Source organism: Phenylobacterium sp. (assembly GCF_030697305.1).
In the GTDB taxonomy this organism is placed as follows: Bacteria; Pseudomonadota; Alphaproteobacteria; order Caulobacterales; family Caulobacteraceae; genus Phenylobacterium.
Map to the genome: position 1 here is coordinate 22,458 of NZ_JAUYQL010000061.1, position 20,108 is coordinate 42,565.

Below are 20,108 nucleotides of genomic sequence, written 5' to 3' on the forward strand. Positions count from 1 at the left end.
ATGGCGATCCGGGCGGTGTTCTTCGATGTGGGCGAGACGCTGATCGACGAGACACGGCATTGGGGCGAGCTGGCGGACTGGCTGAGCGTTCCCAGGCTCACCTTCTTCGGCGTGCTAGGCGCGGTGATCGCCCGCGGTCAGCACCACCGCACCGTGTTCGAGCACTTCGCCCCTGAGTTTGCGGCGGCGCGAGGCGGCCCGCGACCCCCATATTCCATCCGGCCGGGCGACTTCTATCCCGATGCCCTCCCGACGCTGGCGGCCTTGCGCGTGCGCGGCCTGGCGGTGGGCGTCGCAGGCAACCAGCCGGCGGAAGCCGAGGCGGCGCTGATCGCCTGCGGCGTCCCCGCCGACCATGTGGCCACCTCAGCCGCCTGGGGCGTCGAAAAGCCGTCGCTCGCGTTCTTCGCCAAGGTCGCCGAACTCGCCAGCCTGGCGCCCAACGAGATCGCCTATGTCGGGGACCGGTTGGACAACGACGTGCTCCCTGCGCTGGGCGCCGGCATGCGGGCCTATTTGATCCGCCGCGGGCCGTGGGGCGTGCTGCACGCCGAACAGCCCGAGGCGGCGCGGGCTCATGGCGTGCTGACCAGCCTGAGCGAACTCCCGGCCCTGCTGGACTGAGCCTCAGCCGATCGCCAGCACGTGGCGAACGCCGGCGATGATGCGGTCGGCGAAGCGGCGGCCCAGCAGGTTGGCGTGGTTGGCTCCGGCGACGTGCTCGACGTGGCCGCGCAGCGAGGCGTGCGCCGGTTCCGACTGCACCTGCTTCAATCCGTTCATCCGCGCCGCGACGCCGGCGGTGATCACCGCCACCGGCCATTCCGCGCGATAGGCGCCGGCGGCGCGCGCCTGTTCGGAAGCCTCGCCCCAGTGGGCGACCTCGTCGGCGGCGGCGCGGTGATGATGCGGCATGCCGAAGATCCGGCGTTTCTCCGCCGCCGCCGCGCCGGCTAGCTCCATGTTATCGCCGTAGAGGGCGGCCACGGGGCGGGCGAGGCCCAGGCCCGCGCCACGGCTCCACCACAGGCTGGCGCGCGCATAGCGCTCCACCGCGTGGCGGATCATCGGCGCCTCGATAGTCTCGGCGGTAGCCGCGTCGACCAGCACCAGTCCCGCGACCTTGTCGGGGTTGCGCACGGCGAACAGCCGGACCCACAACCCCGCCATGGAATGGCCAACCAGCACGAACGGTCCGGGCTCGCCGGCCTGCTCCAACAGGCGCTCGAGATCCTCGACGATGGCGCGGCCGTGGCGCGGGATGGGGCCAGGGTCCGAATATCCCAGACCGGCGCGATCGTAGGCGAGGCTGCGCAAGCCATCCGCGGCCAGCATCTCCTGGACCACGGCCCAGTCGGAGGCTGAGCCGAAGGAGCCCGCCTCGCAGAGGATCGTGGGATGTGTGGACGCCGCGCCCTCGCGCACGAGCCGCATGCGCCGCCCGCCCAGGTCGATCATCTCACCGCGGGGCGGGTGAAAGCCGCGAGCTGCCTGCGCCATGGGCTTTATCTAGGAAGCGGGGTCCCCGGCGTCGAGACGCGGCGCCCGATTCTACGGCGTGATTTTCAGCGGCGCGTTCAGCGCTATCGGGACGATCGCCGATGCGGGCTCGGCGGCCTGCTGGGCCTCGGCGGCGATCTCGGCATGCTGAGCCGCCGCGACCTTGGCGACCAGCGCCTTGCGTTCCTGCAGGGGGGTGAATTGGGCGCTGACGACATCGATGCGGCCACGGGCGCGCTCACCGGCGGTGAACTCAACGACGCCGGCCGCCTTGGCTTTCTTGGCTTCCGCGGCCTCCAGCTTGGCCTGCTCACGGTCTTCCATCAGCTCGCGCTTGGCTTGCGGAATGTGGGAGACGTAGGCGATGCGGACGCCGCGAGGAATCCGCGCGGCGTGGGCCAACGGCAGGTCGTCGGCGGTGGCGAAGCTGCGGTCCAGGAACAGGGTCGGGTTGAGCGGTCGGTCGCGGGCGTCGCGCAGCTCGAAATGCAGGTGCGGGCCGGTGGACGAACCGCTGTTGCCGATCGCGCCGATGCGCACGCCGGACTTGACCGCCGTGCCCGGGATGGCGGCGGCGTCGATGGCGCCTAGATGGGCGTAGAGGGTGGTCAGGCCCTCAGCGTGACGGACCTCCACGAAGCGGCCGTAGCCGCCGTCGGAGCCGGCGCGGGTCACCACGCCATCGGCCGCGGCCATCACGGCTTCGCCAGGCTCGGCGGCGATGTCGACGCCCTCGTGCAGCCGGCCGCCTTCTTCCCAAGGCAGCTTGCGCAGGCCGAACGGCGAGTTGATCGCGCGGCCAGGAACAGGTTCGGAGAAGGCGATCAGGCTCACCGGCTCTGGCGCGACGATGACGGGGGCCGCGGCGACGTGCGCCGGCGCCGGCCGCACCATAGGCGTAGCGGTGTCGGGAAGGCCCGCGTGGGCGGCGCTGAGCGCGACCAGGGCCGCCGCCGCGCCGACGAGGGCGTCCAGGCGCCAGGAATGGCCGCGCGCGGGTAGAGCCGTTGCCGTTTCAGTCAAACAGAGCTTCTCCGAGTACAGTCACGCTTCGCGATGGCCTGGTGAGGTCAATACGACGAACGCGACCGTGGTGGGAAATTAACGCCGGGTTAAGTGATAGACATTCTGGGCGAAAGCGAGGCAAGCGGATTCTGCATCCGGCCGCTCAAGCCACAGGTAGGGGCCGGCCCGCCCATGCGACACCCCGGCGCGACCAGCGGTCGCAGGTCATCTGTGTCGTTATACTGAGAATAAGCGCCGCCTTGTTGGCGACGGGAGCGCTGAACTCAAAGACCCTTGAGGATGCCTTCGACCATTTTCTTGGCGTCTGCGAACAGCATCATGGTGTTGTCGCGGAAGAAAAGTTCGTTCTCGACGCCGGCGTAGCCGGAGCCCATGCCGCGTTTGACGAACAGCACGGTGCGGGCCTTTTCCACGTCCAGGATCGGCATGCCATAGATCGCCGAGGTCGGGTCGGTCTTGGCCGCTGGGTTGGTCACGTCGTTTGCGCCGATGACGAAGGCGACGTCGGCGGTGGCGAACTCGGAGTTGATGTCCTCCAGCTCGAACACCTCATCATAAGGGACGTTGGCCTCGGCCAGCAGCACGTTCATGTGGCCGGGCATGCGTCCCGCCACGGGGTGGATGGCGTACTTCACCTCCACGCCCTCTTCCTTCAGCCGGTCGCACATCTCGCGCAGCGCGTGCTGGGCCTGGGCCACGGCCATGCCGTAGCCGGGGACGATGATCACCTTGGAGGCGTTCTTCATGATGAAGGCGGCATCGTCGGCGCTGCCGTGCTTGACCGGGCGGGTCTCTATCCGGCCGCCGGACGCGGCCGCCGCGTCCTCGCCGCCGAAGCCGCCCAGGATCACCGAGACGAAGCTGCGGTTCATCCCCTTGCACATGATGTACGACAGGATCGCGCCGGAGGAGCCGACCAGCGCCCCGGTGATGATCAGGGTAGTGTTCTCCAGGGTGAAGCCCAGCGCCGCCGCCGCCCAGCCCGAATAGCTGTTCAGCATCGAGACGACCACGGGCATGTCGGCGCCGCCGATCGGGATGATCAGGGTGACGCCGATCACCAGCGCCAGGGCGAAGATCCCCCAGAACGCCCACAGCGCCGAACCGCCGCTTTGAACCAGCACGACGATCAGCGCCACGACGCCCAGCGCGATGGCGGCGTTCAGCAGGTGGCGGGCCGGCAGCAGGATCGGCGCGCCGGACATGTTGCCGTTGAGCTTGGCGAAGGCGATCACCGAGCCGGTGAAGGTCACAGCGCCGATGGCCAGGCCCAGCGACAACTCGATCAGCGACTGCATGTGGACGACGCCGTCGGCGCCGGCGATGCCGTAAGCCTGAGGCGTGTGGATGGCGGCCACCGCCACGAGGCACGCGGCCAAACCGACCAGGGAATGGAAGGCCGCGACGAGCTGCGGCATCGAGGTCATCGCGACCTTGCGTGCGATCACCGCGCCGACCGTACCGCCGATCGCCACGCCGCCGCCGATCAGCGCCAGCGTCAGCGCATCCAGCGCGCCTTGCGTCCACAGGGTGGCGAGCGCGGTGGCCACCGCGATGGCCATGCCGATCATGCCGTTGCGATTCCCGGCCTGGCTGGTCGCCGGGCTGGACAGACCCCGCAGGGCCAGGATGAACAGCACGCCCGAGATCACATAGGCGACAGCCGCGACGTTGGCGTTCATGGCGGGGCTCAGCCCTTCTTCTTGTACATGGCCAGCATCCGCTGGGTGACCAGGAAGCCGCCGAAGATGTTCACGGCGGCCAGGCCCGCGGCGACCGCGCCGGCGCCTTTGGAGATCAGCACATTGCGGGTCAGCTCTCCGTCTACGCCGTGCGCGGCGGCGGCCAGCAGGGCGCCGACGATGATCACCGAAGAGATCGCGTTGGTCACCGCCATCAGCGGCGTATGCAGAGCAGGCGTGACGCTCCACACCACATAGTAGCCGACGAAGATCGCCAGCACGAAGATCGCCAGGCGGTAGACGGTGGGATCGACGACTTCCATCAGATCAGCTCCCTCGTGGGGTGGCGCGCGGGGGTCACGACTGCAGCGCCGTGTGGACAATCGACCCGTCGCGCACGACCAGCGAGGCGGCCAGGATCTCGTCGGCGAAGTCGGGCGCGAAGGCCCCGTCCTTGTCGAGCAGCAAGCCGGCGAAGGCCAGCAGGTTGCGGGCGTAGAGCGCGGACGAGTCCGCGGCGATGCGGCCGGGCAGATTAGCGTAGCCTACCAGCTTCACACCGCCGATCTCGGCGACCTCGTCGGCGCGCACGCCCTCGACATTGCCGCCCTGCTCCACCGCGAGATCGACCAGCACCGAGCCCGGACGCATCGAGGCGACGTGGGCGGCGGAGACCAGCCGCGGCGCCGGGCGACCGGGGATCAGCGCGGTAGTGACCACGATGTCCTGCTTCTTGATGTGCTCGGCGACCAGGGCCGCCTGCTTGGCCTGATATTCCGCGCTCATCTCGCGGGCGTAGCCGGCGGAGGTCTCGGCGGGCTTGAACTCCTCGTCCTCGACGGCGACGAACTTGGCGCCGAGGCTCTCGACCTGTTCCTTGGCGGCGGGACGCACGTCGGTGGCGGTGACCACAGCGCCCATGCGGCGCGCCGTGGCGATCGCTTGCAGGCCGGCGACGCCGGCGCCCATGACGAACACCCGCGCCGGCGCAATGGTGCCCGCCGCGGTCATCATCATCGGCATGGCCTTGCCATAGGCCTGGGCGCCTTCGATCACGGCGCGGTAGCCGGCGAGGTTGGCCTGGGAAGACAGGGCGTCCATCACCTGGGCGCGCGTGATCCGCGGCACGAATTCCATGGCGAAGGCGGCGGCCCCACGCGCGGCGATAGCGTCGAGCGCGGCGCGTTCCTGGTGCGGGTTGAGCAAGCCGACCACCAGGCAGCCCGGCTTCAGCGCCGCAACCTCAGCGTCGGACGGCGCGCGGACCTTGAGCAGGACGTCGGCGGCGCTGAGCGCCGCCTCGGCGCTGGGCGCGATCGTCGCGCCCGCCTCGGCGTAGTCGGCGTCAGGATAGGACGCTGCGGCGCCCGCCCCAGCTTCGATGACCACCGAGAACCCGGCGGCGATCAGCTTCTTGGTCGTCTCCGGCGTGGCCGCGACGCGGGTTTCGCCCACGCGGCGTTCCTTGGTGACGGCTACCAGAGCCATGCCCGCTAATCCTCCCAACAGCGCCGGAAGCTTATGAACGGCGTCGTGAGCCTGTCCAGTCGCCAAGGTTCTCGTATGCGCGACGCTTTCAGTGCGCGCTATCGCCCTTGTCGCGCAGCACCAGGAAACCCAGCGCGCTCACCACCACCGCAGTGATCAGGCCAGCGATGAATCCGGCGTCGGTGCAGAACCAGATGGTCAGCAGCAGCAGCAATGCGGCCAGATACAGCGAACCCCACTTCGTCATCCCGACGAACAGATGGAAGGTCGACACCTGCTGATGGATGTCCTGCTCGCCGTGATGATAGTCGGAAGCCTGCTCGGCCATACGTCGGTGTTCCCAAATTCGAGCGCGTCGGGGCGGTGCTACACGAGTGTGCGCCAGCGCTCAAGCCGGCCAGACCGCGAGCAAGGCGCGCAGGGCGGCCACTAGCGCCAGCGGTTGATCGATCATCACGTGATGGTTGGCGGCCGGGATGGCGATCTTGATGATGTCGTCCGGCAGCGGCGACGCGCCGTGCGTCAGACTATTGGCCAGCAAAGTCGACTCCGCGCCGTACAGGTGCGCCATCGGCACGCCGACCGCGAGCTTCTCGCCGCTGCGCACCCTGCGCAGGGCGCCGGGATCCATCTTGTTCCACATCTGCGGATCGAACCGCCAGGTCCAGCCGGTCCCCGAGCCGTCGGGAAGCGGCGCTTCCTTCAGCGATCCGCGGGCGATGAAGTCAGCGGTGAAGATCTCGCCGGCGACCTGCGGCGGCATCAGGCGGAACCGCGCCAGGGCCGCGGCCATGGTCGGATAGACCCGGTTCACGCGGTCCGCGCTCGGCAGGATGCGTGGACCCTCGGCCTCTGCGCCGGGCTTGGGCGGCCGGCGACGGCCGAACACCGTGTCGACCAGCACAGCCGCGCGCATCAGCTCCGGATGGGTGACCGTGGTATGGGATATCAGAATCCCGCCGAACGAATGGCCGACGTAGATCGGCTTCTCGCCGGACTCGTAGAGCCCGGCCGCCCGCGCGCACGCCTCCGCATCGGCGGCGAAATCATCGAAGCGGTATTGGTCGCGCCAGTCCGACTGGCCCATGCCGGCCAGGGACATGGCGGCGACGCGATAGTCGTTGGCCAGGAACGGCGCGATGAAGCTCCACCAGCCGGCATGGGCGCTGTTGCCGTGCGCCAGCAGCAGGCCGGGCTTGCCGATCTCGCCCCAGGTGAGCAGCTCGATCTTCGAACCCAGCGACTCGACGAATATCCGCTCCGGAGCCTGGGCCACAGCATCCTTGAACCACTGCGGCGAGGGCGGCTCGGCGCCGGCGAAGATCGCCAGCGGGGCCTGCACCTCGGGCGGCAACTCGGCTTCCGCGCGGACCGGGCGGTCGTCGTAGTTCTCGCCAGACTGTTCATCGGCGGACTTGGGGGCGTCGCTCATGCGCGTTGCTGCCAGGACCAAGGCGCGCTTGGCAAGCCGCAACGGCGGCGCAGACGCTCAGACAAGCGTTGCGAACTCATCAACCAGGCGTTCGAGTTGCTTCATGCCGGACGCCCAGAACGCCTTTTCACGCGGATTCAAGCCGAACGGCGCAAGGGCTTCGACATAGGTCTTGGCGCCGCCCGCCGACAGCAGGCTCTCATACAGCGGTGTGAACGCGACCGGGTCTTCGCGGCGCTTTTCCATCAGGCTGCGCACCAGCAGATCGCCGAACGCATAGGCATAGACGTAGAACGGCGAATGCACGAAGTGGCTGACATAGGCCCAGTAGTGCTCGTAGCCACGGTTGAGGCGCACGGCCGGCCCCAGACTCTCGCCCATCACCTCCAGCCACAGCGCACCGATCTGGTCGGGCGAAAGCTCGCCATCGAGGCGGGCGATGTGGAAGCGGCTCTCGAAGCGGTGGAAGGCGATCTGGCGGACCACCGTGTTCAGACCGTCCTCGATCTTGCCGGCCAGCAGGCCCAGCCGCTCCTCGCCCTTGGCCTCGGCCAGCAGGCGGTCGAACACCAGGCCCTCGCCGAAGATCGAGGCGGTCTCCGCCAGCGTCAGAGGCGTGTCCGCGAGCAAGGTGCCAAGCGGACTGCAGAGCGTCTGGTGGACGGCGTGGCCCAGCTCATGGGCCAGGGTCAGCACGTCGCGCCGTTCGCCCATGAAGTTCATGAACACATAGGGGTGTCGGTCGGCGGTCACCGGATGCGAATAGGCGCCGGACTGCTTGCCGGGCCTTGGCCTGGCGTCGATCCAGGGCTGGGCGAAGAAAGTCTCGGCGACGTCGGCGAACCGCGGCGCGAGGCTGGAAAAGCTGTCCAGCACGACGCTGCGAGCCTCGTCCCAGCCATAGAGCCTGGGCTGGGCGGTGCTGAGGGGCGCGTTGCGGTCCCAGTAGTCGAGTGTGCGCCGCCCCATGCGCCGGGCCTTCAGCGCATAGTAGCGGTGGCTGACCGAGGCGTAGGAGTCGACGACGGCCGATTCCAGCGCCTCGACTGCGTCGGCGTCGACCTCGTTGGCGATGTGCCGCGCCGCCGCCGGCGAAGGGTATTTACGCCAGCGGTCCTCGATCTGCTTCTCGAACGCCAAGGTGTTGAAGCTGAGCGCGATCGTCGACGTCCGCTCGGCCAGCGCCTTGGCGAGACCCGTGGCGGCCTGGCGGCGACGGCGCATGTCGGGATCCGACAGGCGGTTCAGCGCCGCGGGCAGGGTCAGCCGGTCGCGGCCGACGTTGGCGACCAGGCGGGCCAGGGTCTCGTCGAACAGCCGCGACCAGTTGGCGGCCGCCGGACCCCGGTCGATTAGCATCCGCTCCAGATCGGGAGACAGTTCGTGCGGCCGGCCCAGACGCACCCGCCGGATCCACGGCCGCCAGCGCGCGGCGGGTGGATGGGCGACCAGCGCCGCTTCCAGCTCGGCGTCCTCCAGCCGGTTGATCTCCAAGGTGAAGAACAGGCTGTCGGCGGCGATCTGGGCCGAGCGCGCGCGCAAGTCGCCTTCAAACTTCGCCCAGGCCGGGTCGTCGCGCGCCACCGAAGACGACAGCGAGGCGTAGGCGCCGGTCGACCAGAGCTTGTTGACCGCGCCCTCGTAGAGCTCGAGCCCGCGGTCCAGCAGCGCGCCCAGCTTCGCAGGGTGGGCACGCGCGGCCTCGAACTGGCCTTCCATGGCGGCGAGCGCGTCGTTGTCCGCCTTGGCCGCGGCGAGGTCTGCCTCGATCCGCGGGTCGTCACGGCCGGCGTAGAGGTCGTCGAGCCGCCATTCCGGCAGGTTTTCGGTCTTCAGGGGCGCGTTCATGGGCGCGATTTAGCCCCAGACGCCGTGCATCTCCACCGCCAACGACGTCTTAGTTGATAGGATTCGAGCAACTGGCTGGTTTCGGTCAGGCGTCGCCGCAGATCCGCTGCGCGACGCCTCCGCAAGCTTGACCATATCAACGCCCCGGTAACGCGGCTTCGGTATCAGGAACGACAGTTCCAGAACATCACACGGGCGTATCCGATGGACCAGAAAACCGTTCGCAGTCTTGAACGGCTGCAGGAGACCGCGTCCACCGCCCGCGTGCTGAACCTGCTGCGCATCGACCGCCTCAACCGCCGCAATCCGGACCATTCGGCATCGCCGTTCTTTGAGAACGAGACGCTGAACAAGTCGATCGTGCTGAAGCACCGCGTGCGCCGCGACGAAGCCGAACTGTTCCCCGACCGCCGCCGGCTGGCCACCAAGATCATCGTGCCGATCGACGTCAACGACCTGCGCTTTGGCGGCCGGACGATCTTCGTCGGCCAATCGAACTTCGAACAGGTGATGCACGCCGCGTTCGGCGAAAGCTGGGGTCAGAACCTCGCCGACCGCGAGATGCTGGAGATCCTCGACAGCCTGCCTTCGCTGGATCCATTTCTCCTGCGCGAACGCCTGAGGAGTGAGGGCCGCGCGCCGGCGCGCTGCTATTTCGAGGTGTCGGACGCCGACATGCAGCGGATGATCAGCTTCGTCGAGCGCGAGATCCGCAAGCTCGTCGACCTGTGCTTCGCCGGCTCATCCAGCGACAACCACAAGGCGGGCGCCCGCCTGGTGGAGAAGATCCTGTCGATCACCGTCGACGCCGAGACCGAGCCCCTGCGCCTGACGCTGCGGCTGGAGCGCGACGAGTATCAGGACGGCGTCTTCTGCTGGAAGGGCTTCCTTTACTACAAGTGGACCCTGCACGACGCGCTGCCGGCCGCGAAGCGGGTCGCCGAGGCCGTGGCCACCATCCGTCCGCGCGGCGACAGCAGCCTGGAAACGCGAAGCTATCTGGAGCGCACGCGCGGCCTGCTGGCCGACCAGCTCAAGGAACTGTGCAATTCGGCCACCGCCTCGCTCAAGGTCTATGACGACGCCTTCGACAGCCTGGTGGACGGCCAGCCGCAGGCGTTCCGCGAATTCCTGCTCAGCGCGCCGTCGATGTTCAATGCGCTGGGCGAGCGACTGGGCGCGCTGAACCACATCGTCAGCTTCTGGAAATATCGGTTCCCGGACGGGAAGATGCCGGTGGTGACGCCTGACGAACTGCTCGACATCTTCAACGACTTCGAGGGCAGCCTGGCGTTCTCCGACGCTCCGCTGGCCAAGTCCGCAGCCTGACCTAAAAGTCGCTCGCCCCCTGAGGGAATCCGCGAACGCGGATCGTTATACCTCAAAGCTGAACCGGGGGGCTCCGGGCAGCCGGACGAGGGGGCGGCGTTAACCCGTGACAAAGGTCTGCGAAACCCCGCCTTTACCCAGGCCCTGTATCAATCCGCGACATAAGGAGCCCGTCCAATGAGACGAGCGTCCAGTCCGGTGGGTGTATTCAAATGACCAAGACGGTGCTCGTCGTAGACGACGATCCGACTCAACGCAGGCTGTTCCAGGCGGTGCTGGAGCGCGAGGGCTTCGCTGTCGCCCATGCCGAGGACGGCGACCAGGCGATGAACCGCCTGGCCGCCGGCGGCGCGGCCGACATCATCCTTCTGGACCTGGTGATGCCCGGTCTCTCTGGCCAGGACACGCTGAAGGAGCTGCGCACGCGCGGCCACACCCAGCCGGTGATCGTCGTCACCGCCAAGGGCGGCGTCGAGGTCGTGGTGGCGGCCATGCAGGCCGGGGCCAACGACTTCTTCGTCAAGCCGGCCTCGCCCGAGCGCATCCTGGTGTCGATCCGCAACGCCTTGTCGATGGGCGCCCTGAAGGGCGAGGTCGACCGGCTGAAGAAGCACAAGACAGGGCGCACCACCTTCGACGACCTGATCGGCGCCTCGGCGCCGATGCAGATGGTCAAGCGGCTGGGCGAGCGGGCGGCGAAGTCGTCGATCCCCATCCTGATCACCGGCGAAAGCGGCGTCGGCAAGGAAGTCATCGCGCGCGCCGTCCACGGCTCGTCGGAACGCGCCGGCAAGCCGTTCGTCGCGGTCAACTGCGGCGCGATCCCCGAGAACCTGGTCGAGTCGATCCTGTTCGGCCACGAGAAGGGCAGCTTCACCGGCGCCACCGACAAGCATCTGGGCAAGTTCCAGGAAGCCAACGGCGGCACTCTGTTCCTCGACGAGGTCGGCGAGCTGCCGCTGGACATCCAGGTCAAGCTGCTGCGCGCCCTGCAGGAGAGCGAGATCGATCCGGTCGGCGCCAAGCGCTCGGTCAAGGTCGACGTCCGCATCGTCTCGGCGACCAACCGCGACCTCACCCAGGCGATCCAGGAAGGCCGTTTCCGCGAAGACCTGTTCTACCGCCTGAACGTCTTCCCCATCGACGCGCCTGCGCTGCGTGAGCGTCGCGAGGATATCCCGGCCCTGGTCGACGCCTTCGTGCGCCGCTTCAACGTCGAGGAAGGCAAGACCGTGGTCGGCGCCTCTCCCGAGACGGTGGCCTGCCTTACCGGCTTCGACTGGCCCGGCAACGTGCGCCAGCTGGAGAACGCGGTGTATCGCGCCATCGTGCTGGCCGACGCGCCCTACCTGCAGCCGCACGACTTCCCGTCGATCTCCGGGATCGCCGCGCCGCCGCCGGAACTGGAAGCTGACCGCGGCAAGCCCGCGTTCACCCCGCCACCGACATCAAGCGAGCTGCTGGCCGAGATGGCCCGCGACGCGCCGGTGCGCATCCTCGACGGGCGCGGACACCTGCGCACGCTCGAGGAGATAGAGCGTGACCTGATCCAGCTCGCCATCGAGATCTACGCCGGTCACATGAGCGAGGTCGCTCGCCGCCTCGGCATCGGCCGCTCGACGCTCTATCGCAAGGTGCGCGAACAGGGCCTCGACGATGTGCTGAAGAGCAACGGCGAGGACGAAGGCGAAGATCCCGCCGCCGCGGTCGCGTGACCCCGCTCACCCGCCCGTAAACACCGCTCACCCCGGCGAAAGCCGGGGCCCAAGCGGAATAGGGGTTTGCGCGCGGATAGTCCGCTTGGGTCCCGACTTTCGTCGGGATGAGCGGAGGATTGGAATCTACCCGCCGCGATCCTTGCGGCGAAAGGGCCGGCGGGCCGGCTTGTCGCCCTTGGCCTTGCCGGCGATTTCCTTGAGCTTGACGTGCTGCATCACCGACAACGCCTCGCCGGCGCCGCCCTTCTCAGGGTCGCCGAAGGCGCGGCCGAAGGTCTTCAGCCGCTCCTCGACGGACCCCAGGAATTCGCCTTCCCAGTCCGACAGCTTGACGCCGGCGCGATCGGCGAGTCGCCGCGTGCGCTTGAGCGCATTCAGCGCGGCCCGCTTGGCCTGGGCCTTTCGATCTGGCGGCTGGCGCTTCAAATTTCCCCGATCGCCGACAGATAGAGGTCGAGGATCGCCTCTTCCTCCTGACGCTTGGCGCGGTCCTGTTTGCGGATGCGCACAACCTTGCGGATGATCTTGACGTCGAAGCCGTTGCCCTTGGCCTCGGCGAACACTTCCTTGATCTGCTCGGCGATCTCGCCCTTCTCGACCTCAAGGCGCTCTACGCGCTCGATGATGCTCTTCAACTGGCCCTGGGCCGTGGCGTTGAGCACGTCGACGTGGGAGCTGTCGTCAGCCATGGGGAAAGCCTCTCTCGAGTCGGGGGATGCGGAAAGGCGCGGACCCTAGCGAGCCTCGAAGGCGATGTCATCGCCCGGCTGAACCTTGGCCGCCGCACGCCGTTGAGACGGATCGACGCGGAGTGCGCAGACCATGCCCGACGACCATCACGCCCCTACCCAGGCCGACGCCGAGGCCGCGGTGCGCACCCTGATCGAATGGGCGGGAGACGATCCCAACCGCGAAGGGCTGCTGGACACCCCGGCCCGTGTGGCGCGGTCCTATCGTGAGCTGTTCGCCGGCTACGAGGCCGATCCCCGGGAGTATCTGGAGCGCACCTTCGACGAGGTCGCGGGCTACGACGAACTGGTCGTGCTGCGCGACATCCCGGTCGTCAGCTTTTGCGAACACCACATGCTGCCGTTCCTCGGCCGCGCCCACGTCGGCTACCTGCCCGACCAGCGGGTCGTGGGCATTTCGAAGCTCGCCCGCGTGGTCCACGGCTTCGCGCGGCGCCTGCAGATCCAGGAAAAGCTCACCGCGGAGATCGCCCAGGCGATCCAGGACATCCTGCACCCCAAGGGGGTCGGCGTGGTGATCCGTTCCGAACATAGCTGCATGACCATGCGCGGGGTGAACACCCCAGGCTCCAGCCTGACCACCAGCCGCCTGCTGGGCGTGGTCCGCGACGACCCAAGGACGCGCCAGGAATTCCTGGATTTCGTGAAAGTGTAGGCGGGCCCGACACACCGGTCATCCCCGCGAACGCGGGGACCCAGGCGTTTCTCGTTTCTGAGCCCGAGCCGCCTGGACCCTTCAGAGCTGGTCAGACACAAAAACCTTCTGTCCCCGCTTTCGCGGGGATGACCGGGTCTGGATGTGGATTTTAGACCGTCGCGCCGCGATCGCGCGAACCACCGGCCGAACTCAGCCCTGGCGGGCCTTGAAGCGCGGGTTCGTCTTGTTGATCACGTACATCCGACCCTTGCGGCGCACGAGCTTGCAGTCGCGGTGACGCGTCTTGAGGGTTTTGAGCGAGCTTCTGACCTTCATGACCTTCAAACTTCTCACGCGCGAGCCGGCCGCCTTTGCGGGCGCCGATCCAAGAGGGCGGGCATATACGGGCAGGCTGGACCCAAGTCAACGGCGCCCGACCGTCGCGGGGTTGTGATAGGGTTCCAACCCGCCGCCGCCACTAGGTTCGGTTCATGGATCGTCGCGTATTTCTCGTTCTACTGCTGGCCGGCTGCACCGGACCCTCGGCGCAAGGGCCCGTCCCTGTCACGCCGACGCCTACGCCCCGGCCGCCTGCGCCGACGCCTGCGCCGGCCCCGCCGCCAAGCGCGCCGCCGCCCGCCGGCGGCTTGAGCTTCGACGTATGGCGCGGCCAGTTCCGGGAACGCGCGATCGCCGCCGGCCTTCCCGCGGCTGTCGTCGACCGCGAACTGGTCGGCCTGACACCGGACGACAAGGTCTCCTCCCTGGACGGCCGCCAGCCGGAGTTCTCAAAGCCGGTGGGCGACTACATCAAAGGCGTGATCAGCGACGACCGCATCGCCATCGGGCGCCGTCGCCGCGCTGAGCTCGCCTTCCTGCCGGGCCTGGAGCAGCGGTTCGGCGTGCCCCGCGACATCCTGATCGCGGTGTGGGCCATGGAATCGGGCTTCGGCGCCATCCAGGGCGACTTCGACGTCGTGCGTTCCATGGCCACGCTGGCCGCCGACGGCCGCAGGCGGACCTTCGCCGAGGACCAGTTGATCGCGGCGCTGCGGATCATCGCCTCGGGCGAGTTCCCGCGTTCGCGGCTGCGCGGCTCGTGGGCCGGCGCGATGGGCCAAACCCAGTTCATCCCCAGCAGTTTCCTAAGCAACGCCGTCGACGGCGATGGCGACGGGCGACGCGACATCTGGGGCTCCAGCGCCGACGCCCTGGCCTCCGCCGCCAATCTGCTCGCCAGCGGGGGCTGGATCCGCGGCCAGACCTGGGCGCGGGAGGTCGTGGCGCGCGACGGGTTCGACTACGGGCTGACAGAAGGTCCGCGCGAGACACCGGCGTGGTGGGAGCAACAGGGCGCGCGGCGCGCAGATGGATTGCCGTGGCCGGCCGCCGACCAGAACACCCCGGCCCAGCTGCTGGCGCCCAGCGGCGCCGGTGGGCCGCTATTCCTGCTGTTCCCCAACCACTTCGCGATCCGCAAATACAACAACTCCGCCGCCTACGCGCTGGGGATTGGTTTACTGGCCGACCGATTCGGCGGCGGCGGGCCGCTGACGCGGGCTTGGCCGGTGGAGACGCCGTTGGGGATCGCCGACCGCATCGCCGCCCAGCAGGCGCTGGCGAAACTGGGCTTCGACCCCGGAGCGCCGGACGGGGTGGTCGGCCTCAACACCCGCGCCCAGCTTCGCGCCTGGCAGAAGAGCCAGGGCCTGACCGCCGACGGCTACCTGTCGCTGGACATGGTGCGCCGCCTGCGCACCGCCGCGCCCTGAGCTAGACTCCGCCGGAATCGTTGCGCTCCACCGTGGCCAGCACCGTCTCCAGGCGGCTGGTCGGCTTTGGGTCGGCGTTGCGAAGCTGCGTGTTGGTGTAGGCGTAGACCAGCAGGCCCAGCATCATCACCACGTTGACCGCGAACGGCGCCCAATGGACGCGCTCGTAGAGCATCACATAGACCGGCGCGACAGTCATGGTCATCACGCCAACGATGGAGAACGCACCGCCGACACGGGCCTGTTCGTGCAACTCCACCGCCAGGGACGAGCCCGCAGCGGCGCCCGGGCGGGCGAAGGCGAATCCGAGACAGGCGACCGCAAAGCCGACCACTACGGACCAGTAGTTGGGGGCTACGGCGACGATCAGGTTGCCTAGCGCCGCCAGCGCCACGCCCCAGCGAAGCAGGTGGCGCGGGGTCATCTGGAACATCCGGATCAACCCCCACTGACCCAGCAGCCCGGAGAGCGCGCCGAACATCATCGCGAGCGCGATGAAGCCCTGCGAGGCCACCGGCTCGATGGCCAGCTTGTCGATCACCAGGAAGCCGAGGGTAAGGCCGATCGAACTCTGGCAGGCCGCGGTCAGCAGGCTGTACCAGAGGAATGGGGTCACCCGCGGATCACGCCAGATTCGCACCCGCTTCTGCGGCTCTCCGTCGGCCGTCCTGACCGGCAGCGGAGGCGGAAGCGATTTTCCGAGATAGCGCCAGGTGACCACCAGGGCCGCGACGCCCATGAGGGAGAAGACATAGAGCGGGCCGGCGAGGCCGACGATCGGCAGGACGAACAGCGGCGCGAAGAACGGCCCCACCACAGTCCCCAGTCCGAACGCCCCGGCGAGATTGGCCATCGCCTGTGTCCGGTCCTCTGGCCGCGTGCCTTCTCCGATGATCGCCTGGGTCGCGGGCGTCGAGGCCGATCCCAGGGCGCCGAAGCAACCCCGCGAGACGACCAGCAGGGCGAGGATCACCATCGGCGACGCCATGTGCAGGAGGCCCGCTGTGACCACGAGCCCCATCAGCAGCTTTGCGAACACAATACCCGTCAGGCTGATCATGATCAGGGTCTTGCGGTCCATGCGATCGGCCGCCTTGGTCCAGAACGGCGTGAAGGCCGCCCACATCAAGGCCGAGAACACGAAGACGCTCGTCACCATCGTGTCGGGAATGGCCAGCGAGCGGCCGATCACCGGCAGCAGCGACATCAGTCCGGTATTGGCGATCGCCATGATCAGCGAGCTGGCGAACAGGATCGCAAATGCGCGGCGGGAAAGCGTCGGTGGGTAGACCTGGTCCAGCATTCGGCACCGCTTAGGCCTTGCCGCTGCGGCATGCAAACCGTGCGGCGAGCGTGTGCGCGCCAAGCCCCGGGAACCCGCCATTAAACATTAACGGCGATGGTGGCCGCTACATCTCAGGGGCCGGCAGTTTCATGTTTCAGATCATCGGCGTCGTGCTGCTGTTCGGGCTCGTCTTCGGCAGTTTCATTATCTCCGGCGGCAATATGGGCGTCATCCTGCACGCCACGCCGCACGAGATGATGGCGATCGGCGGCGCAGGCGTTGCGGCCTTCCTGATTTCCAACTCCCTGCCGGTAATCAAAGCCACCGGCGGCGGCCTGGCCAAGGTGTTCGCCGGCCCGAAATGGAAGGCGTCCGACTACCGCGACCTGTTGTCGCTGCTGTTCTTGCTGACCAAGACGATGAAATCCAAGGGCGTCATCGCTCTGGAAAGCCACATCGAGAATCCGAAGGAGAGCACGATCTTCTCGCGCTTCCCGAAGATCCTGAAGGACCACTTCGCCGTGGACTTCATCTGCGACACCCTGCGGATGATGACCATGAACCTGGAAGATCCCCACCAGGTCGAGGACGCCATGGAGAAGCAACTCGAGAAGCACCACCACGAAGGCCTGGCCCCGGCCGACGCCCTGACCAATCTCGCCGACGCCCTGCCTGCGCTGGGCATCGTCGCCGCCGTGCTGGGGGTCATCAAGACCATGGGCGCGATCACCGAGCCGCCGGAAGTGCTGGGCGAGATGATCGGCGGCGCACTGGTCGGCACCTTCCTGGGCGTGTTCCTCGCCTACGGCCTGGTCGGCCCGATGGCCACGCGGCTGAAGAACGTCATCGAAGAGGATGGCGCTTTCTACCGCATCATCCAGTCGGTGCTGGTCGCCCACCTGCATGGCAACGCCGCGCAGATCTCGGTGGAAATCGGCCGCGGCAGCGTCCCGTCAGGCGCTCAACCCAGCTTCCTCGAGCTCGAGGAAGCGCTGTCGGCCATCCCCAACGAAGCATGATCTAGAGCCTCGCAGGACGCATCGTTCGGCATTCGTCAGACACCTCGTATGGTGAATGGTGAAAAAAGTGATCACGAGCGCGTGAATTAAAGTCTTGCTCTCGCGCTAAACCCCTGCATATTCCTGCTGCGCCTCATGGGGTCCAACTGCGTCGTTTCGGTCATTTCCGAACGCCGTCGCGGGACACCGGGACGAGGCGTATCACCACCTTCGTCTAAGGGGACAGGGACTATGACCTCCGCAATCCTTCGCAAGCTTCTCGTGGCCGGCGCTGCCGTCGCCGCGCTCTCCGTCGCCGCCTGCAACAAGCCCGCTGAAAAGGCCGCTGAAGCTTCGGATTCGGCCGCGACCGCGACCGACGCCGCCGCCACCGCGACCGACGCGGCTGCGACCGCCGACGCCGCCGCCGCTGACGCCAGCAAGGCCGCGACCGACGCTGCCGCCGCTGCTCCGGCTGCCGACGCGATGTCGGCCGCTGAAGCCCCCAAGGCCGACGCGATGGCTCCGGCCGCTCCCGCGGCCCCGGCTGAAAAGCACTAAGCGCGTCTCACCAGACACGTTGAAGTCTAAAGGGCCGTCCCTCCGGGGGCGGCCCTTTTCCTTTGCCCGCTGACCTATGGCGCGCCCACTCTCGGACATGATCCCTCCCCTGGCCGCCGACGCCGACCCGCTGATCTGGACCGAAGACGGACCGCGGTCGCGCTTCTATGGCGATATCTATTTCTCCACCGCCGACGGCCTGGCCGAGAGCCGCGCGGTGTTCCTCCAGGGCTGTGGCCTGCCGCAGGCCTGGGCCGGGCGCGACCGCTTCGTCGTCGCCGAACTGGGTTTCGGGACTGGCCTGAACATCGCAGCCCTCCTGGACTTGTGGCGCGCGCATCGGCCGCCGGGCGCCCGCCTCCATGTGTTCAGCGTCGAGGCGCACCCGCTTAGTCGCGCCGACGCCGTCCGCGCTCTCGCCGCCTGGCCCGAGCTGGCTGACGCCGCGCAGGCGCTGCTGGATCAGTGGCCTGGCCTCGCCGCGGGCTTCCACCGCCTGGAGCTGCCCGCGTTCGACGCGATCGTCGACGTCGCCGTGCTTGATGTCGCCCAAGCGCTTGGCCAGTGGTCAGGGCGCGCCGACGCCTGGTTCCTCGACGGCTTCTCGCCGGCGCTGAACCCGGCGATGTGGCGCCAGGAGGTGCTGGACCTGGTCGCCGCGCGATCGGCGCCTGGCGCGCGGGCCGCAACGTTCACCGTGGCCGGCGCTGTGCGGCGCGGCCTGGCGCAAGCGGGCTTCACGATCGCCAAACAGCCGGGCTATGGCCGCAAACGAGAGCGCCTCGAAGCTTGGTTCGAGCCGCAAGGCGCTGCGACGACCAGCCCATCCCACCGCGTGGCGATCATCGGCGCGGGCGTCGCAGGCGCGGCGGCGGCGCGCGCCGTCCGCGTCCTGGGCGGCGAGGCGGTGGTTTACGAAGCGCATGCTCCAGGCGCCGGCGCCTCCGGCAACCCCGTGGCGCTGGCGACGCCGAGGCTCGACGCTGGCCTCGGTCCTCCCGCCCGACTGTTCGCCCAGGCCTTCGCGCGCGCCGCCCAGCTCTACGAAGAGACGCCCGGCGCGGTGGTGGCGCGGGGCGTTCTGCAGCTAGCCGTAGGCGAGCGCGACCCCGGACGGTTTGCGACCATCGCCGCCAGCGACTTGTTCGAGGCAGGCGACCTCGATCTGCTCGAGCCTGACGCGGTCAGCCAGCGCCTGGGCGAAGCGGCGCCCGCCGCCCTGGCCATGGAGACCGCGCTGACGATTGCGCCCGCCGCCGTGCTCTCCGCCTGGATCGGCGGTCAGAGCCGCGTGCAGGTGGCGCGTCTGGAGACCACGGCTGGTGGATGGCGGCTGCTGGGATCCGACGGCGAAGCCGTCGGCGAGGCTGACGCGGTGATCGTCGCGGCCGGCGCGCAGAGTGGCGATCTGGTCGCCGGCGCAGCGCTGTCCAGCGTCCGCGGCCAGGCGAGTTGGGCGGCGCTGGACGTCCCCGTGGTGCAGGCGGCCGCCTGGGGCGGCTATGCGGCGCCCACCGCTGACGGCGTGTTGTTCGGGGCCACCCACGACAAGGGCGACACGGGCCTCGACGTGCGCGACGCCGATCATCGCCGCAATCTGGAGACCCTGGCTTCGACCCTGCCCGCGCTTGCGCAACGCCTGGCGGGTTCTCGCCTGCAAGGGCGTGCGGCGTTGCGCGCGGTGACGCCCGACCGCCTGCCGCTGGCTGGCTCCGCGGGTCAGGCGGGATTGTTCCTGCTTTCGGGACTTGGCTCCCGCGGCTTCACCTTGGCGCCGCTGCTTGCGGAACAGGTGGCGGCGCTGGCGCTGGGCGCGCCCAGCCCCCTGCCGGGCGACCTGGCCGCGCTGGTCGATCCGGCGCGGTTCGAAGCCCGCGCCGCGCGACGTGGCCGACCCTAACGTCACCACCTATAGTTACATGCCCGCGGAAGTCCTGCGATCCAGAATGTTACACGCGTAGATCGATGGCGCGGATTTCCGATGGCACGATCCGCACGTCGTCGGCGAATTGGCTCTGACTTCTGTTCTTGGCCAAGCCCATAGCCGCCTGCAGGCTCATCGGGAGCGCGGAGGTGTTCCACA

Annotated in this window: 20 protein-coding genes; 8 read left to right on the forward strand and 12 right to left on the reverse strand. The window is 68.4% G+C overall.

Annotation, left to right across the window (positions count from 1 at the left end):
• Complete coding sequence (locus Q8R27_RS06950; RefSeq protein ID WP_305698328.1) at positions 1 to 624, forward strand: HAD family hydrolase; 624 nt, start codon at positions 1 to 3, stop codon at positions 622 to 624.
• Between the two features lie 3 nt (positions 625 to 627).
• Here Q8R27_RS06950 and Q8R27_RS06955 read toward each other — a convergent pair whose 3' ends face one another.
• The 8 genes from Q8R27_RS06955 to Q8R27_RS06990 all read right to left on the reverse strand — a co-directional run bounded on the left by Q8R27_RS06955 (position 628) and on the right by Q8R27_RS06990 (position 8,976).
• Positions 628 to 1,500, reverse strand: coding sequence for an alpha/beta fold hydrolase (locus Q8R27_RS06955; RefSeq protein WP_305698329.1), 873 nt, complete (start codon positions 1,498 to 1,500; stop codon positions 628 to 630).
• Positions 1,501 to 1,551: 51 nt separating this feature from the next.
• On the reverse strand, positions 1,552 to 2,523 hold the full coding sequence (locus Q8R27_RS06960) for a M23 family metallopeptidase (protein WP_305698330.1): 972 nt from the start codon (positions 2,521 to 2,523) through the stop codon (positions 1,552 to 1,554).
• Between the two features lie 266 nt (positions 2,524 to 2,789).
• The gene (locus Q8R27_RS06965) at positions 2,790 to 4,208 is read right to left on the reverse strand and encodes an NAD(P)(+) transhydrogenase (Re/Si-specific) subunit beta (protein ID WP_305698331.1); all 1,419 of its coding nucleotides are present in this window, start codon (positions 4,206 to 4,208) and stop codon (positions 2,790 to 2,792) included.
• An 8-nt stretch (positions 4,209 to 4,216) separates the two neighbouring features.
• Positions 4,217 to 4,531, reverse strand: a complete 315-nt coding sequence (locus Q8R27_RS06970) for a proton-translocating transhydrogenase family protein (protein WP_305698332.1) — start codon at positions 4,529 to 4,531, stop codon at positions 4,217 to 4,219.
• A 34-nt stretch (positions 4,532 to 4,565) separates the two neighbouring features.
• A complete protein-coding gene (locus Q8R27_RS06975; RefSeq protein WP_305698333.1) occupies positions 4,566 to 5,696 on the reverse strand; it encodes a Re/Si-specific NAD(P)(+) transhydrogenase subunit alpha in 1,131 nt (376 codons plus the stop codon).
• A gap of 88 nt (positions 5,697 to 5,784) precedes the next feature.
• Positions 5,785 to 6,024, reverse strand: a complete 240-nt coding sequence (locus Q8R27_RS06980; protein ID WP_305698334.1) for an aa3-type cytochrome c oxidase subunit IV — start codon at positions 6,022 to 6,024, stop codon at positions 5,785 to 5,787.
• Between the two features lie 60 nt (positions 6,025 to 6,084).
• Positions 6,085 to 7,128 (reverse strand): alpha/beta fold hydrolase, encoded by a 1,044-nt coding sequence (locus tag Q8R27_RS06985; RefSeq protein WP_305698335.1) that lies wholly within the window; start codon positions 7,126 to 7,128, stop codon positions 6,085 to 6,087.
• Between the two features lie 57 nt (positions 7,129 to 7,185).
• Positions 7,186 to 8,976, reverse strand: coding sequence for a M3 family oligoendopeptidase (locus Q8R27_RS06990; protein WP_305698336.1), 1,791 nt, complete (start codon positions 8,974 to 8,976; stop codon positions 7,186 to 7,188).
• Between the two features lie 204 nt (positions 8,977 to 9,180).
• Here Q8R27_RS06990 and Q8R27_RS06995 point away from each other — a divergent pair, with 204 nt between their 5' ends.
• Positions 9,181 to 10,305 (forward strand): hypothetical protein, encoded by a 1,125-nt coding sequence (locus Q8R27_RS06995; protein ID WP_305698337.1) that lies wholly within the window; start codon positions 9,181 to 9,183, stop codon positions 10,303 to 10,305.
• 212 nt (positions 10,306 to 10,517) lie between these two features.
• Positions 10,518 to 12,020, forward strand: coding sequence for a sigma-54 dependent transcriptional regulator (locus Q8R27_RS07000; protein ID WP_305698338.1), 1,503 nt, complete (start codon positions 10,518 to 10,520; stop codon positions 12,018 to 12,020).
• A 126-nt stretch (positions 12,021 to 12,146) separates the two neighbouring features.
• Here Q8R27_RS07000 and Q8R27_RS07005 read toward each other — a convergent pair whose 3' ends face one another.
• Positions 12,147 to 12,449, reverse strand: coding sequence for a hypothetical protein (locus Q8R27_RS07005; protein ID WP_305698339.1), 303 nt, complete (start codon positions 12,447 to 12,449; stop codon positions 12,147 to 12,149).
• The gene (locus Q8R27_RS07010; RefSeq protein ID WP_305594661.1) at positions 12,446 to 12,712 is read right to left on the reverse strand and encodes a DUF2312 domain-containing protein; all 267 of its coding nucleotides are present in this window, start codon (positions 12,710 to 12,712) and stop codon (positions 12,446 to 12,448) included. The genes Q8R27_RS07005 and Q8R27_RS07010 overlap by 4 nt, the downstream gene beginning before the upstream one ends.
• 133 nt (positions 12,713 to 12,845) lie before the next feature.
• Between Q8R27_RS07010 and folE the strand changes: the two genes are divergently transcribed.
• Positions 12,846 to 13,427 carry a GTP cyclohydrolase I FolE gene (gene folE / locus Q8R27_RS07015; protein WP_305594662.1) on the forward strand — a complete coding sequence of 194 codons (582 nt, stop codon included), beginning with the start codon at positions 12,846 to 12,848 and terminating at the stop codon, positions 13,425 to 13,427.
• Positions 13,428 to 13,619: 192 nt separating this feature from the next.
• On the opposite strand, the gene ykgO is transcribed toward folE, so the two are convergent.
• Positions 13,620 to 13,745, reverse strand: a complete 126-nt coding sequence (gene ykgO, locus Q8R27_RS07020; protein ID WP_305594663.1) for a type B 50S ribosomal protein L36 — start codon at positions 13,743 to 13,745, stop codon at positions 13,620 to 13,622.
• A 155-nt stretch (positions 13,746 to 13,900) separates the two neighbouring features.
• Between ykgO and Q8R27_RS07025 the strand changes: the two genes are divergently transcribed.
• Complete coding sequence (locus tag Q8R27_RS07025) at positions 13,901 to 15,181, forward strand: lytic murein transglycosylase (protein ID WP_305698340.1); 1,281 nt, start codon at positions 13,901 to 13,903, stop codon at positions 15,179 to 15,181.
• Position 15,182: 1 nt separating this feature from the next.
• Here Q8R27_RS07025 and Q8R27_RS07030 read toward each other — a convergent pair whose 3' ends face one another.
• Positions 15,183 to 16,484 carry an MFS transporter gene (locus tag Q8R27_RS07030; protein WP_305698341.1) on the reverse strand — a complete coding sequence of 434 codons (1,302 nt, stop codon included), beginning with the start codon at positions 16,482 to 16,484 and terminating at the stop codon, positions 15,183 to 15,185.
• A 131-nt stretch (positions 16,485 to 16,615) separates the two neighbouring features.
• Here Q8R27_RS07030 and motA point away from each other — a divergent pair, with 131 nt between their 5' ends.
• The 3 genes from motA to mnmD all read left to right on the forward strand — a co-directional run bounded on the left by motA (position 16,616) and on the right by mnmD (position 19,925).
• On the forward strand, positions 16,616 to 17,485 hold the full coding sequence (gene motA, locus Q8R27_RS07035) for a flagellar motor stator protein MotA (protein WP_305595775.1): 870 nt from the start codon (positions 16,616 to 16,618) through the stop codon (positions 17,483 to 17,485).
• A 231-nt stretch (positions 17,486 to 17,716) separates the two neighbouring features.
• Positions 17,717 to 18,025 carry a hypothetical protein gene (locus Q8R27_RS07040; RefSeq protein ID WP_305698342.1) on the forward strand — a complete coding sequence of 103 codons (309 nt, stop codon included), beginning with the start codon at positions 17,717 to 17,719 and terminating at the stop codon, positions 18,023 to 18,025.
• 97 nt (positions 18,026 to 18,122) lie between these two features.
• On the forward strand, positions 18,123 to 19,925 hold the full coding sequence (gene mnmD, locus Q8R27_RS07045; RefSeq protein ID WP_305698343.1) for a tRNA (5-methylaminomethyl-2-thiouridine)(34)-methyltransferase MnmD: 1,803 nt from the start codon (positions 18,123 to 18,125) through the stop codon (positions 19,923 to 19,925).
• Positions 19,926 to 20,108 lie beyond the last annotated feature (183 nt).